Source organism: Bradyrhizobium sp. USDA 4506, assembly GCF_054058795.1.
The window spans coordinates 7,771,247-7,786,321 of record NZ_JBSSBM010000002.1; the positions used below are offsets into that span (position 1 = coordinate 7,771,247).

Below are 15,075 nucleotides of genomic sequence, written 5' to 3' on the forward strand. Positions count from 1 at the left end.
ATCCACTGCACGCCAGTCTATCATTTAATTTCCAAATATCAAGGCGCGGGCCTAGATCATGGCCGAAGGAGAATTCGCCCATGTCCGCCGCTACCTCGATGGCCGCCTCCCGCGCCCGCTTCAACACCCTGCCGCTGCTGATTGCCCTGTTCTGCCTGCTCTGGAGCTACGCGTTCGTGGCCGGCAAAATCGGCGTCACCGACTGCCCGCCGCTGATCCTGCTCGCCGCGCGGTTTTCGCTCGCCGGGGTCTTGATCCTCGCCATCTCCTGGCTGCGCAGCGACCAATGGGATCTCACCTGGCGCGATGCGGCGGTGTTCGCCGTGCTCGGCGTCGCCAACAACGCGCTCTATCTCGGCCTCGGCTATACCGGCCTGAAGACGGTCTCCGCCGGACTTGGCGCGCTGATCGTCTCGGCCAATCCGGTGTTCACCGCCATGCTGGCAGCGCTGTTCCTCGGTGAGAGCATGACCTCGCGCAAGGTGATTGGTCTCGTGCTCGGCATCGTCGGCGTCGCCTTCATCGTCTGGCATCGCATATCGGTCGGATCGGACAGCCCGCATGGCATCTTGTTCACGCTGGCCTCGCTCGCCTCGATCGTCGCCGGCACCGTGCTGTTCAAGCTGCTGGCACCGAAGGGCAGCCTGTGGATCGGCAACGGCATCCAGAACATGGCCGGCGGTCTTGCGGTGATGCCGTTCGCCTTCACACTCTCCAGTGTCAGCGACATCGTGCCCAGCATGCGGCTTGCCGGCGCCTTCGCCTTCCTCGTGCTCGGCGGCTCGATCCTCGCCTATCTGCTCTGGTTTCATCTCCTGAAAGTGTGTGGTGCGACCGCCGCAAGCGCCTATCACTTCCTGATGCCGCCGCTCGGCATGCTGTTCGCCTATTTCGTGCTCGGCGAGCATGTCGAATTTCGCGACCTGCTCGGGATCGTTCCGGTGGCGCTCGGCATTTACCTGGTGACCCGCCCCGCAGCCGCCGCGGCCAACAGGAGTATGACGTGAGCATCACCATCACGCTGATCGGAGGCCCCACCGCCCTGATCGAGATCGACGGGTTCCGCCTGCTCACCGATCCGACCTTCGATGCGCCCGGCGAGTATCAATTGCCGCATGTGAAACTGGAGAAGCTGACGGGTCCCGCGCTCGGCGTGTGCGATGTCGGCGCGATCGATGCGGTGCTGCTGAGCCACGACCAGCATTCCGACAATCTCGACCATTCCGGCCGGGATTTCCTTAAAGGCGTGAAGCGCGTGCTGACGACGGAGGCCGGCGCCAGGCGGCTTGGCGGCAACGCCGAGGGCTTTGCGCCCTGGGCCTCGACCGAGTTGCAGAAGGGCGGCCGGACCCTCACCATCACCGCGACGCCGGCGCGGCACGGACCGGCCGGGATCGAGCCATTGTCCGGCGACGTCATCGGCTTCGTTGTGCAGCCGGCAAAACCGGGCCGTCCGGTCTATGTCAGCGGCGACACCACCTGGTTCGACGGCGTCGCCGAGGTCGCGCGGCGCTTCGACTGCGGCGTGGTGCTGCCGTTCGCAGGCGCGGCGCAAACCCGCGGCCCCTTCCATCTCACCATGGACACCAATGACGCGATCGAAACCGCGCACGCCTTTGCGGACGCGGTGATCGTGCCGGTTCATACCGACGGCTGGGCGCATTTCCGGCAGAGCGCGAACGACCTGCGCGCGAGCTTCGATACGCTCGGCTTCGGCCGCCGTCTGCGCATCCTCGAGCCCGGCATCGCCACGGTCATCGAGCCGTAGGTTTCGTCCCAGGAACCTTGCCGGTATCCGGCTCGTTGTCAGACGGCTGGAACCGGACATGACGCGGCAAGGGACGATCCCACCACACGACAAACATGACGATGCGCCGGCGGCGAAGCCTCGGCGCCAGCCGTTCAGTTTCAGCCGCGTCCTGAAGACGCTCGGACCCGGGCTGATCACCGGCGCTTCCGACGACGACCCTTCGGGGATCGGCACCTACAGCCAGGCCGGCGCGCAACTCGGCTACGGCATTGGCTGGACCATGCTGCTGACGTTTCCGCTGATGAGCGCGATCCAGGAGATTTCGGCGCGGGTCGGCCGCGTCACCGGGCATGGCATCGCGGGCAATGTATGCCGGCATTATCCAGGCTGGCTGCTCGCCGTCGCGGTGACGCTGCTGTCGATTGCCAACACCATCAACATCGCGGCCGACCTCTCGGCCATGGCCGATGCGGCAAAGCTCCTGATCGGCGGTCCGGCCATTCTCTATGTGGTGCTGTTCGGCGTCACCTCGGTGGCCGCGCAGATCTTCATGAACTACCGGCGCTACGTCACGATCCTGAAATGGCTGACGCTCAGCCTGTTCGCCTATGTCGCGGCGCTCGCCTTTGCCAAGGTGTCGTGGATGGAGGCCCTGGCCGGCGTGCTGCTGCCGCGCATCAGCTGGAGCGCCGACTATTTCACGACCATCGTTGCGATCCTCGGCACCACGATCTCGCCCTATCTGTTCTTCTGGCAGGCCTCGCAGGAGGCGGAGGAGCAGCGGGTCGACGTCACCAAGCATCCGCTGATCGAACGGCATTACGGCGCCCAGCACGAATTCTCGCGCATCCGCGCCGATACCATCACCGGCATGGCGTTTTCGAACCTGATCGCATTGTCGATCATCGTCACCGCCGCCGCATCGCTGCACGCCACCGGCAAGACCGACATCCAGACCTCGGCGCAGGCCGCCGAGGCGCTGCGCCCGATCGCCGGGCCGTTTGCCGAGGTGATCTTCGCGCTCGGCATCGTCGGCACCGGCCTTCTGGCGATTCCGGTGCTCGCGGGTGCGACGGCTTATGCCGTCGGCGAGGGCCGGCGATGGCGGGTTGGGCTGACGCGCAGGCCGAAGGAGGCGATCGCGTTCTATTCGGTGCTGGCGCTGTCGGGCGGCATCGGCATCGCGCTCAACTTCACGCCGATCGATCCGATCGCGGCGTTGTACTGGAGCGCGGTCGTCAACGGCGTGCTCGCGGTGCCCGTGATGGTGCTGCTGATGTTCATGGCCCGCCGCCGGGACGTCATGGACCGCTTTGTGGTCGGCGGCTGGCTGTACTGGCTCGGCTGGCTCTCGACCGGCGCGATGGCGCTCAGCGTGATCGCGATGGGGATCGGCTTCCTGCTGTAGCTTGTTCGAACTCCTCAACCCTTGCCGAACAGCGAGCTATCGATCTTGGTCGTCGATTTGACCTTTCGCAGGATGATCGTCGTGCGATAGCTCGCGATATCGCTGTCCGGATGCATGAGGCGGTCGAGGATGAAGGATTGATAGCGCGCGAGGTCCGAGGACACGATCCGTAGCGAGTAATCCCAATCGCCGGCAATCATGCAACATTCGACGACCTCCGGAAGGTCGATCACCTTCCGCTCGAAGCGCGTGAAGGATTCCCTGTTCTGTTGCTTGAGACGGACCTCGACGATCACGTCGAATCCGAGTCCAACCCGCGTCGGGTCCACCAGCGCCACATAGGAATTGATGACGCCGGCCTCTTCGAGCGTGCGAACGCGTCGCATGCAGGGGGCGGACGAGAGGCCGATCCGCTCGGCCAGCCCGAGATTCGTGATGCGCCCCTCGACCTGCAGCACGTCAAGGATTTTTCGGTCGATCTCGTCAATCACGATCGCGGTTCCCATTTCTTTCGCATTCTCCATCTTTTGCGCAATTGTTTGCAGAAGAAGGGCTGAAATGCATCTCAAATCGCAATGTCATTGCCCTCGCGCGCGCATAAGATGCGGTGCGAGGGTTCTTTGATCGCTGCAACCGAGCAACAAGGAGCGGGCATGGCCGGAAATGACGACAAATCCTTTTGGGATCGCGCGCGGCGGCACCTCATTCGCTATGGCGGGACGTTCGCTCCCGTCATCATCGAGCGCGCCTCCGGGTGCTTCGTCTATGACGCCGACGGCCGGGCCATCCTGGATTTCACGTCCGGGCAGATGAGCGCCGTGCTCGGTCACGGTCACCCGGAGATCGTCCAGACCATCAGCGAGCATGCCGAACGGCTCGACCATCTGTTCAGCGGCATGCTGACGCGCCCGGTCGTCGCGCTGGCCGAACAGCTCGCGGGCCTGCTGCCGCCGGGGCTTGATCGCGTCATGCTGCTCAGCACCGGCGGCGAGTCGAATGAAGCTGCGATCAAGATGGCCAAGCTCGCCACCGGCGGCTTCGAGACCGTCGCGTTCGCGCAGTCCTGGCACGGCATGACGTCTGGCGCGGCCGGAACGACCTATTCAGCCGGCCGCAAGGGCTATGGTCCCGCGCCGGTCGGCTCGCTCGCGATCCCGACGCCGAACCCCTATCGCCCGCGCTTCGGCAACGCGGCCGACTGGCGGGCCGAGCTGGCCTACGCCATCGATCTGATCGATCGCCAATCGACCGGCTCGCTCGCCTGCATGATCGCCGAGCCCATCCTCAGCTCCGGCGGGCTGATCGACCTGCCTGAAGGCTACCTTGCCGAGTTGAAGGAGCTGTGCCGGGCACGCGGCATGCTGCTGATCATCGACGAGGCGCAGACCGGCCTCGGCAGAACCGGCGCCATGTTCGCTTTCGAGCGCGACGGCGTCGTGCCTGATATCCTGACCTTGTCGAAGACGCTCGGTGCCGGGCTGCCTCTGGCTGCGGTCATCACCACCGCCGAGATCGAAGAGCGGTGTCACGAACGCGGTTTCCTGTTCTACACGACGCATGTGTCGGACCCGATGCCGGCCGCGGTCGGGCTGAAGGTCATCGAGATCATCCTTCGCGACAGATTGGTCGAGCGCGCCAGGATAGCGGGCGCGCGGCTGAGGGACGGGCTCCTCGCACTTCAGAACCGGCTCGAATGCATCGGTGACGTGCGCGGCAGGGGGCTGATGCAGGGCATCGAGATCGTGCGCGACCGTTACAGCAAGGAGCCTGACGAAGCGCTCGGAACGCGTGTCTCCCAGCGCTGCATGCAGCTTGGACTGAGCACCAACATCGTTCAGTTGCCCGGCATGGGCAGCGTATTCCGCATCGCCCCGCCGCTGACGATCAGCGACGACGAGATCGATCTTGGCCTCTCGATCCTCAGCAACGCGTTCGAAAGCGCATTGCAAAGCAGGGCTGGCTAGATCAATCCTTGCGGAACACGATCGAGGCCATCCAGCCGGTCATCAGCGCCATGAACGCGGTGATCAGGCCGTAGACAAGGCCGTTATGCCGCGCGGTGGTGGCGACGAATTGCTCGAAGCCGACCTTGACGATCTCGAACGCGGTCTCGGCCTTGGTCACCAGCGCGCCGTCGGAAAACAGCTTGATCTCGACATTATAGGTACCGATCGGCACCTCCGCCGGCAGCGGAATGCCGGTGCGGAACAGGGTCGGGGTCAGGAAGGTCACCGCCGAGGCCGCCTCACGGTACAGCCCGTGCTCGGAGCGCAGCCGCACGAAGGCGCTGCGGAACGGGTCGTTCGGCACCACGTCGGCATAGTCGGGCCCGACCCGCTGCATCAGCAGCACGTTGTTGAGCCCGAGCTGCTGCCGCCGCTGCACCTCGGGCGAGGCGATCTGGTCGAACGGGCGATTCGAGAACAGCGCGAGATAGCCCGGCACCTGCAGGAACTGGCGCGAGTCGGTGTTGATCCAGATGCCGAATTTGCGCTCCTTGCGCCGCGTGACCATGTCGGCGCGCGGGCCGGACACCGTGACGACGAGATCGTAATTGTTGCGATTGGCCGGCGCCTTGTCGTCCTTCTCGACCGAGCCGAACAGCACGAGCTCGCCGCCGGAATAGTTCGGCGTCACCGTGACGCGGTGGTTGGAGACCGACACGATCAGCCGCTCGGCATGAGCGGGCGCGGCCGCCAGGCTGGCGGCGGCGAGACCGATGATCGCGAGCGCCGCGCGCAGCCTCATGGCGGGGCTCCGCCGGTTTCGCGGATGCTGTAGAGGTCCTGCGGCCGGATCACCAGCTCCACCGCAAAGCGGATGCCGACCGCGAGCACCAGCAGGCCGAGCAGCAGGCGCAGATGCTCGCCGCGGATCTTCTGCCCGGCGCGGGCGCCGAACTGCGCGCCGGTGACGCCGCCGACCATCAGGATCAGCGCCAGCACGGCGTCGACCAGATGGTTGGTCACAGCGTGCAGCATGGTCGCGAACACCATGGTGACGAGGGTGAGCACCATCGAGGTGCCAATCACGGTCGAGGTCGGCACCCGCAGCACATAGATCATCAGCGGCACCAGGATGAAGCCGCCGCCGATCCCCATCACCGCGCCGATGAAGCCGATCGCGAGTCCGACCACGACCACTGGGATGACGGAGAGATAGATCTTGGAGCGCTTGAAGCGGACTTTCAGCGGCAGGCCGTGGATCCAGCCATGGCTGCCGGGCTTGCGCAGCGCGATCGGACCGCCGCGGCGGACGCGCAGCATGGCGCGCAAACCTTCCCAGAACATCAGCCCGCCGACCGTCGTCAGCAGGATGACGTAGGACAGCGCGATCATCAGGTCGAGCTGGCCGAGCGAGCGCAGGAAGGTGAAGGTCCACACCCCGAACGTGGTGCCGAGCGTGCCTCCGACCAGCAGCACCGCCGCCAGCAGCGGATCGATCGCGCGTCTGCGCCAATAGGAAATGGCGCCGGAGAACGAGGAGGCCGCGATGTGGCTGGCGACGGAGGCGACCGCGACCGCGGGCGCGATGCCGACGAAGATCAGCAGCGGCGTCATCAGGAAGCCGCCGCCGATGCCGAACATGCCGGAGACGAATCCAACCGCCGCGCCCATCGCCAGGATGAGGAAGACATTGACCGGAATGTCGGCGATCGGGAGATAGAGCTGCACGCGCGTCGCTTCTTGTCGGTTCGCCGCGAACTCGGCACAAGGCCGCATCACGGCGTGATGTCGTTCTGGTCGGGCATTCTCCGGCTGAACGAATCCGGTCGGCGCGCAAGACGCAGGCGAACGCGGGTCGATTGCCGCGTTCTTGCATAACCGAATTCGGCGGGGGGAGGGACTAAAGAATCCGCTCCCGGGGGCATTTTTCGCCGCACTCGGCCGCCGTCTGCGGACGTGGTTGATAATTCAGATTAATGGCGCCGGTGGCGCCTCACGGCCGATCGACAGGCTTGGTGATCAGGTTCAGCGCGAGCGCTTCTTTCGGGTTTAGCCAGCGGATATCGGAGGTTTGCGACATCGCCTCGACGATCCCGGAGGAGACGCCCATCTTGGTCATGTAGCCCAGCACCATGCCCTGGATGCGTTGTGCCTCGGCGAGGGGATCGCTGACCGGCGTGCTCGTCGTGAAGCGATGCACGCCGAGCCGCGAGCTTGCGATGCCATAGCGGGTCTGGCCGCCGGCATAGACCAGGACGCAAGCGCTGGCGCAGGACGCGGGGCGGAGCTTGCCCGAGGCATCTGATGTGGCGACCGCGGTGACCAGCCCGCGCGTGCGGACGACCTCGCCCATGATGGCGGCCTGGTTCAGCGCGCCGCCCGGCGACGACAACAGCACGACGTCGCCCGGTGCGAGGCGCGCCTCGCTGAGCCGGTCGCGGAACCAGCTCGCGCTGGCCGAGCCGATCTTGCCGCTGATCGCAAGCGCCCGCCGGCCGCGGCCCGATCCGTCGATGTCGACATCGGGAATCACCGCCGACGTCATGCTGGCCGCGATGTAGGTCTCGCGCCAGAAGTCCCAGGCGCCCGGCGTCGACAGGTCACGGTAAGCCTGGATGGCGACGCTCGACAGCAGCAGCACGAAGATGATGATGGACCAGAGCGAGAACCGGAAGGCGCGGGGCGGCGATGCCGCGTTCCGTTGCGGCGTCGGCGGAGGCGAGGCCGAGGGGCGCGGGGCGAATGGAGACGGCGCCTGCCGCGGCGGCGCAACGCGGGGACCGGTCGGCGACGAACGGTGGCCCGTTCCATCATCCTGGCGATCGTCGACAGACAAGCCTGACCCTCCGGAACGCGTGCGCCGACGGCGCGGAACTGCGCGCCTGTCTACACGGCGGAAGGCCGGAGGTATAGGACAGCGGCGCCGTCAAGGCGCCGCAGCCGTCTCGAACCTAGTGAGCTGGAGCGGCGAGCGCCGCGGTCCGCTTCGAGGGTTGCTTGACCGGCTTCGCCGCTGCGGGCTGCGCGGCCGCGCCGTCCCAGCCGCCGGCGGGCGCCGGGACGTTGACCGCATCGCTCGGCTGCGGCTCGGCGGTGAAAGTCTGGATCGCCAGCTTCGCTGCGGCCAGCGACTGCGGGTCGAGCCGCTTGGCAATATCGTCGCGCTTGTGGCCGGCGTCGGCGTCGCCCTGCGCGGCCGCGAGGCTGAACCACTTGAACGACTCAGCGAGGTTCTGTTCGACACCGATGCCGCGGGCATAGAGGATGCCGAGATTGACCTGGCTGTCGGCAACGCCGCGATCGGCCGCCTTGCGGAACCACTGCGCGGCGCTCTTGTAGTCGGCGCCCTTGCCGCCGCCATCGGCGTCGAGCACGGCGAGATTGTGCATCGCCTTGGCGTTGCCGCGCTCGGCGGCCTGCACGTAATAGCGTCGCGCCACATCGAAGTCGCGCTTCACGCTGAGGCCCTTCTCGTAGAAGGTGCCGAGCCGGAACATCGCGGGCACCACGCCGGCCTGCGCCGCGCGGGCATACCATTTGGCGGCTTCGTCGACATTGGCGGTCACGCCCTTGCCCTCGGCAAAGCGGACGCCGACCTCATAGGCCGCGGCCGCATCGCCCTTGATCGCGGCGCTGCGCAGCGCCGGACCACCGATCGCATCGGGCAGCTTCTCGCCCGCGGGGATCTGGACCATGGCGAGCTTGCCGCCGAGCGGCGGTGCGGTCGGAATCGTGCCGGTGACGTCGTTGGCAGCGGCCGTTGGTACCGCGGTCGGCTCAGGCGCGGCGGCCGGTGCGGGCGCGATTGCCGGCGGGAACGTCACCTGCGCGCTGTCGAGCGTGTTCGGCGCCGGAGTATTGTTGGACTGGCGGCCGAGCGGGGTCGGCGAGGTCATCGATGGCCCGGGCACTGACGACCCGGGCAGGCCGGACGGCGCAGCCGGGGCGGGGGCTGCGGAATTCTCGGCAGGCGGCTGCATGGTCGGCGTGGCCGGCTCGCTGTGCTCGATCGCCGGCACCTGCGGCGCGGGGCTGGTGTCGAGCAGGTTCATCGCCATCTTGGCGGTCGAGAGCAGGATCACGACCACGCTCGCGCCGACCAGCAGCGAACGGATCTTGGAGGTGATGGTCGAGGGCGGCGCCTCCGGCGCGCCAGTCGCCGTCGCGCCGGCCGCGGCCGTGCCGGCCTTGGCGGCAGCCGCCTTCGCGGCCTTGTCGGCCTTCTCCTTGGCCTTGGCTGCAGCCTTGCTCGCGGCGCGCGCCGCCTTCTCGTTGACGGGTTGCGCGGCAGCGGCCTGCGCGGCGCGGCGTGCGGCGGCGATGAAGCTCGATGTCGAGACCGGCTCCTTCTTGCCGGCGGGAAGATCAGAGATCGCGCGCTCGGAATCCGCGATCCGCTCCGACGGCGAAGCGACGCGGCCGGAGGGGCGTGTGCCCGGTTCGAGCGGATGATCCGGTGGCAGGTCCGGCGCGATCGCGGCGCGTGCGGACGCCGCATGCGGCTCGAGGATCTCGCTGATCGCGCGCGGCGGCAGCGGCGGCGGCGCGCTCTCGACCGGCTGCGCGGCATGGAATTCGCGCGGCGCGGACATGAAGTGCTCCTGCGCCAGCGCAGGATTGGGCAATTCGGGCCTGTACGATTCAGGCTTGTACGCTTCAGGTTTGGGCTGCGCGATCGGCTGCGACATCGCCGCGCGCGGCATCTCCATCCGCGGAGCTTCCATCCGCGACTCGGCCGGCGCGGGAGCAGGCGGCGCGGTGCGCACCGTACGCAGATCGTTCTCGATCATCGCGAGACGATCGACGACATGGCCGAGCGTGTTGTGAACGGTCTCCAGCGAATCCTGAGTGCGGCGGTCGGTCTCCGACTGGCTGAAGCGGATGTCGGACAGCTCGCGCTTCACCATGTCGACGATGCCGCTGTCCATCATCGGCTGCGGCGAGGAGGTGCTGACGTTGCGGGCGGCGTCGGCGAGCGAGGCGATGTGGGCGTGCTGCGCCTCGAGGTGCCGCATGATGTCATGCAGCGCTTCCTCGACCCGGCCGAGATTGCCGGAGCGCTGGTCGGCGGACTCCAGGCGCTCGAGCAGATACGAGACGCGCTGCTCGAGATGGGTGAATGCCGACGAACTGTCGTTGCCGACCTGCAGGCGGTCGATCCGCTCCGACAGCGAGCGCAGGGCGCCTTCGATGGCATCGGTGTTGTCATAGCCGGCCGGCCGCTCGCGGGTCTCCAGCGTCGAGGCCAATGCGGCAATGCGTTGCTCGATCCCGGCGAAGGCATCGCCATGGCTCTCGGCGCGCGACATCTGCGACAGCTGGTCGACCTTCGCGGCCAACGCATGCACGTCCCCGGAGAGCTGCAGCAGCGCGTCGTTGGAGGCGACGTTGGAGACGATGGCGCGCAGCGCGGCGATCGCGCTCTCGAGCTGATGCACCGTCGACGGATCGTCGTTGGCGCGCAGGATCATGTCGAGCTTGGCGCCGAGATTGCGGATCGCCTCGTCGTAGCCGGTGAGCTGCTCGGCGGGCGTCAGCGTGCGCAGCGCCTCGCGGATTTCCGACAGCGCGCGTTCGATGCCGGCGATCGCCTGGCCCTGGCCGTTGCGGCCCTCCTGGCGGAGCTCGTCGATCCGGTGATGCAGCGAGCGGATCTCGTTCTCGATCGACTCGATCGCCCGGCGCGGCATCGCCTCGGTGATCGCCTGGCGGATCTCCGCAAGCTCGCCGCGGAAGGCCGCGATCGACTGTTCAATATGGTCGGGCCGCTGCAGCGCCTCGATCTGGCTCGTGATCTTGAGCAGCTGACGCTCGAGCGAGGAGAAGTCGGGCCCGGCAGGCGGCGGTGGCGCATAGGCGGCCATCGGCGGCGTCGATTGCGGCATCGGCGGCGTGCCGCGCGGCGGCATCTGCCGTTGTGCCGATACGTCGAGCTCGTTCTGGCGCGCGGCGATCTCCGCGATCGCGAAATCGAACGAGGCCGGGCTCAGTGGCGGCGAGGGGCGATAGACCTGGGCTGCGGCGCGCTCGACCGCCTCCGCCTGGCGCAGCCTCTCCTCCAGTTGCCGGTCATGCATCTGCGGCTCGCGCTGCATCTGCGACTCACGCATCGGCTGTGGCTGCGGCTCGCGCGCCGGCTGCGGCCGCGAAATTTGCGACAGCCGGGCATCGAGGCGCGAAATCGCGTCGTTCAGCTGCCGCGCGACGGCGGGCTGGCCGCGCGGCACTTCGGCGCGCACCGCTTCGGCGCGCGTCAGAGGCTTTGCAATCTGTTCGATCTGGCGGGTGATGGCGTCGAGCCGCTGGTGGATATCGGCGACCTCGCGGCTTTCCCGGCTCGGCATCGGCTGCCGTTGCTCCATGCGCCAATCCGGCGGGCTCGGTTCACCGACGGTGGAGTTGAGCCAGTCGTTCAGCGACATCCCGGCGCGGCGCGCAGCCGCCTCGGCCCTGTCGCGGACGGAGGGATCGATGCCGTCAACACTCCACGATACGCGCGAATTCATGATTCCGTCCGGTCCCGACTCCGGCGCTACACCCTGCGCCCGCAGCCTCCCCGCGCATTCCCGTTAAGAGACAATCGAATTCTGCGCCGGGCGTCTGCCTCAGCTGCTGACTTTTTCCCGTCACGGTAAATAACGGGTTAAGGAATGCGGCCGACGGGCGCTAAAGTTAGGGAATCCGGGAACCTGTTGCGCCGGATCAGGACAGCGACTTGCGTCGCCGCCAAGCTTCTCCTTCCCCCTGAAAGGGGGAAGGTCGGGATGGGGGTCAGCCGCACACACTGCTGCGTGTGGAGAGCGATGATCCCCACCCGCTTTGTTCTTCGAGCAAAGCAACCTCCCCTTTTCAAGGGGAGGTTGGAGATTTGTTTCTAGCTGTTGCTTTCGCGCTTGCCGTCGTCGAGCGGCAGCACATTGCTGCGGCCGGACATGGCCGAGAGCGCGTCGAGCGCCTCCTCGCACCATTCCACCACCATGCGCTCATGGCGCATGCCGAGGCGCAGACTGAGCATCTTGCCGACATCGGCCGGCGGCGCGGTGCCGTCGGGGAAGCGCTTGTTGAGCAGGCGCTCATAGCGCTCATAGCGGTCGCGGTGATGCTCCAGCCGCGCCATCAGGTCGTTGCGCAGCGGCTCGATATCGACGCAGTCGAGCGCATAGAGCCGGACCAGAAGGTCATCCTTGATCGAGGGCGGCACGCTCGGGCGCGCTGCCCAGTGCTTCAGCGCCGCGCGGCCTTCGGCGGTCAGGGTATAGACCAGCTTGTTGGGCTTGCCGGACTGCACCACCTCGCGGCCCTGGACGTGCCCCTTGTCGCGCAGCCGCGAGAGCTCCCGGTAGATCTGCTGATGGTCGGCCTTCCAGAAGAAGCCGATCGACGCATCGAACGTCTTGGCGAGCTCATAGCCCGTCATCGGACGTTCCGTGAGGCAGGCAAGGATTGCGTCACCGAGTGCCAACGCCCACCTCCATCTCAGTTCCCCAAAAGGCCATTCTGAAGTTCGCTTGACTTTATGCGTTAGTGTGCATATGCGTCAATATGCATATGGTGATCGGCGTGCCGCCCTGTCGCGCGCGCCGATGTCCAGGCTTCTTAACCCCGCCGCAGGAGACGTCCGAATGAGCAAGCCGGGCCTCGACAAGTGGTACGCCTACATGAAGTCCCACGACACCGCCGCTCTGTGGGACCTGCTGCATCCCGACGCGGTGTTCGAAAGTCCGGTCGTGCACACGCCGCAGCGTGGCCGCGACATCACCTTCAAATATCTCACCAGCGCCGCCAAGGTGCTCGGCGGCCCGACCTTCAAGTATCTCGGCGAGTGGCGCAATGACACCGGCGCGGTGCTCGAATTCGAGAACGAGATCGACGGCATCAAGCTCAACGGCGTCGACATCATCACGTTCGATGGTGACGGCCGGATCACGCATTTCAAGGTGATGGTGCGTCCGCTCAAGGCGATCAACCTGCTGCATCGGATGATGGGCGAGGAGTTGATGAAGCAAAGCGGCGCAACGTCGCAATCACAGTCGCGATAGCATCTGCCGCGGACCTCCGGAACCGGATAAGGTCCGCTCCAACAACCCAAGGACACGCTGCGCAGCGTCCGTCGCATATGCGGTCACGTGCCAGCCGGGAGACCAGCATGCCAACCTACAAAGCCCCCGTCGAAGACGTCAGCTTCCTGCTCAACGACGTTTTCCAGATCGACCGCTACGGCAATCTTCCCGGCTTCACCGATGCCTCGGCCGATGTACGCGAGGCGATCCTCGGCGAGGCCGCCAAGCTCAGCGAAGAGGTGCTGCAGCCGCTCAATCGCACAGGCGATCTCGAAGGCTGCAAGCGCAATGACGACGGCAGCGTCGCCACGCCGAAGGGCTTCAAGGACGCCTTCAAGCAGGTCGCCGAAGGCGGCTGGCTCGGCCTCTCGGCGCCGACGGAATTCGGCGGCCAGGGCCTGCCGGTGACGCTCTCGCAGGCGGTCAACGAATTCCAGATCTCCGCCAACATGGCGTTCTCGATGTATGGCGGGCTGACCATGGGCGCGACCGCGGCGCTCCTGGTGCACGGCACCCCCGAGCAGAAGCAGACCTATGTGCCGAAGATGGTCGCCGGCCAGTGGACCGGCACCATGAACCTGACCGAGCCGCAGTGCGGCACCGATCTCGGCCTGCTCCGCACCAAGGCGGTGCGCCAGGCCGACGGCAGCTTCAAGATCACGGGCACCAAGATATTCATCTCCGCCGGCGAGCACGACCTCACTGAGAACATCATCCATCTGGTGCTGGCGCGCATCGAAGGCGCGCCGGCCGGCATCAAGGGCGTCTCGCTGTTCGTGGTGCCGAAGGTGCTGGTCAATGCCGACGGCTCGCTCGGGCAGCGCAACGGCGTCAGCTGCGGCTCGATCGAGCACAAGATGGGCATCCACGGCAATTCCACCTGTGTGATGAACTACGACAACGCCACCGGCTGGCTGATCGGCGAAGAGAACAAGGGCATGCAGGGCATGTTCGTGATGATGAACGAGGCCCGCCTCGGCGTCGCCGTGCAGGGCCTCGCGCAGTCCGAGGTCGCCTATCAGAACGCGGTCGCTTATGCCCGCGAGCGCCTGCAGGGCCGCTCGCTGACCGGCGTGAAGGAGCCCCAGAAGCCGGCCGATCCGATCATCGTGCATCCCGACGTGCGCCGCACGCTGCTCACCATCCGCGCCTTCAACGAGGCGGCGCGCGCCATGGTGGTATGGACCGCGCTGAAGAGCGACGTCGCGCACCGCTCCAACGATGCTGGGGATCGCCAGGCTGCCGACGATCACATGGGCCTGATGACGCCGGTGCTGAAGGGCGTCCTGACCGACACCGGGTTCGCCAACACGGTCTCGGCGCAGCAGATGTTCGGTGGCCATGGCTACATCGCCGAGCACGGCATGGAGCAGTTCGTGCGCGATGCGCGCATCGCGATGATCTATGAAGGCGCCAACGGCATCCAGGCGCTCGACCTGGTCGGCCGCAAGCTGCCGCGCGACGGCGGCCGTGCCGCGATGGCGTTCTTCGGCGAGGTCGGCGCTTTCGCCAAGGAGCATGGTGCCGACGAGGCTATGAAGCCGTTCATCACCCCGCTCTCCACCGCGCTCGGCCATCTGCAGCAGGCCACCGGCTGGCTGATGCAGAACGCGCTGGCCAAGCCCGACAATGCCGGCGCCGCGGCGACCGACTACATGAAATTGTTCGGCCTCGTCGCGCTCGGCTACATGTGGGCGAAGATGGCCAAGGTGGCGCAGGACAAGGCCGCCGCCGGCACCACGCCGTACCTCAACACCAAGCTCGTCACCGGCCGCTTCTTCATGGAGAAGTTGCTGCCGGAGACCGCCGTGCATCTGGCCCGGATCCAGAGCGGCAGCGCCACCACGATGGAATTGGCCGCGGAAGCGTTCTGAAGCGCTTTCCAGCGAAGTGGAGACCGGTTCGCGTGAA

General features: G+C 66.6%; 12 protein-coding genes. 6 read left to right on the plus strand and 6 right to left on the minus strand.

Going from position 1 to position 15,075, the window contains the following annotated elements; translation table 11 throughout:
• The first annotated feature begins 80 nt into the window (after window positions 1-80).
• Genes ACVIHF_RS38665 through ACVIHF_RS38675 form a run of 3 tightly spaced genes read left to right on the plus strand, consistent with a single transcriptional unit; the run spans window position 81 to window position 3,158 of the window.
• Window positions 81-1,007, plus strand: coding sequence for a DMT family transporter (locus ACVIHF_RS38665; protein ID WP_456793565.1), 927 nt, complete (start codon window positions 81-83; stop codon window positions 1,005-1,007).
• Window positions 1,004-1,768, plus strand: coding sequence for an MBL fold metallo-hydrolase (locus ACVIHF_RS38670; RefSeq protein WP_456793566.1), 765 nt, complete (start codon window positions 1,004-1,006; stop codon window positions 1,766-1,768). The genes ACVIHF_RS38665 and ACVIHF_RS38670 overlap by 4 nt, the downstream gene beginning before the upstream one ends.
• A 58-nt stretch (window positions 1,769-1,826) precedes the next feature.
• Window positions 1,827-3,158, plus strand: coding sequence for an NRAMP family divalent metal transporter (locus tag ACVIHF_RS38675; RefSeq protein ID WP_456793567.1), 1,332 nt, complete (start codon window positions 1,827-1,829; stop codon window positions 3,156-3,158).
• A gap of 14 nt (window positions 3,159-3,172) precedes the next feature.
• Here ACVIHF_RS38675 and ACVIHF_RS38680 read toward each other — a convergent pair whose 3' ends face one another.
• Window positions 3,173-3,664 (minus strand): Lrp/AsnC family transcriptional regulator, encoded by a 492-nt coding sequence (locus tag ACVIHF_RS38680; RefSeq protein ID WP_456793568.1) that lies wholly within the window; start codon window positions 3,662-3,664, stop codon window positions 3,173-3,175.
• A 147-nt stretch (window positions 3,665-3,811) separates the two neighbouring features.
• Here ACVIHF_RS38680 and ACVIHF_RS38685 point away from each other — a divergent pair, with 147 nt between their 5' ends.
• On the plus strand, window positions 3,812-5,122 hold the full coding sequence (locus tag ACVIHF_RS38685; protein WP_456793569.1) for an aspartate aminotransferase family protein: 1,311 nt from the start codon (window positions 3,812-3,814) through the stop codon (window positions 5,120-5,122).
• A gap of 1 nt (window position 5,123) precedes the next feature.
• On the opposite strand, the gene ACVIHF_RS38690 is transcribed toward ACVIHF_RS38685, so the two are convergent.
• The 5 genes from ACVIHF_RS38690 to ACVIHF_RS38710 form a co-directional block, all read right to left on the minus strand.
• Window positions 5,124-5,906, minus strand: a complete 783-nt coding sequence (locus ACVIHF_RS38690) for a TIGR02186 family protein (protein WP_456793570.1) — start codon at window positions 5,904-5,906, stop codon at window positions 5,124-5,126.
• The gene (locus ACVIHF_RS38695) at window positions 5,903-6,832 is read right to left on the minus strand and encodes a sulfite exporter TauE/SafE family protein (RefSeq protein ID WP_092088120.1); all 930 of its coding nucleotides are present in this window, start codon (window positions 6,830-6,832) and stop codon (window positions 5,903-5,905) included. Before ACVIHF_RS38695 ends, ACVIHF_RS38690 begins: the two co-directional genes overlap by 4 nt.
• A gap of 265 nt (window positions 6,833-7,097) precedes the next feature.
• Window positions 7,098-7,940 carry a hypothetical protein gene (locus ACVIHF_RS38700; protein WP_456793571.1) on the minus strand — a complete coding sequence of 281 codons (843 nt, stop codon included), beginning with the start codon at window positions 7,938-7,940 and terminating at the stop codon, window positions 7,098-7,100.
• Window positions 7,941-8,055: 115 nt separating this feature from the next.
• The gene (locus ACVIHF_RS38705; protein WP_456793572.1) at window positions 8,056-11,610 is read right to left on the minus strand and encodes a hypothetical protein; all 3,555 of its coding nucleotides are present in this window, start codon (window positions 11,608-11,610) and stop codon (window positions 8,056-8,058) included.
• Between the two features lie 368 nt (window positions 11,611-11,978).
• The gene (locus ACVIHF_RS38710; RefSeq protein ID WP_310882044.1) at window positions 11,979-12,566 is read right to left on the minus strand and encodes a PadR family transcriptional regulator; all 588 of its coding nucleotides are present in this window, start codon (window positions 12,564-12,566) and stop codon (window positions 11,979-11,981) included.
• Window positions 12,567-12,726: 160 nt separating this feature from the next.
• On the opposite strand from ACVIHF_RS38710, the gene ACVIHF_RS38715 reads away from it, so the two are divergent.
• On the plus strand, window positions 12,727-13,143 hold the full coding sequence (locus tag ACVIHF_RS38715; RefSeq protein WP_229191371.1) for a nuclear transport factor 2 family protein: 417 nt from the start codon (window positions 12,727-12,729) through the stop codon (window positions 13,141-13,143).
• Window positions 13,144-13,250: 107 nt separating this feature from the next.
• Complete coding sequence (locus ACVIHF_RS38720; RefSeq protein ID WP_456793573.1) at window positions 13,251-15,038, plus strand: acyl-CoA dehydrogenase C-terminal domain-containing protein; 1,788 nt, start codon at window positions 13,251-13,253, stop codon at window positions 15,036-15,038.
• Window positions 15,039-15,075: the final 37 nt, after the last annotated feature.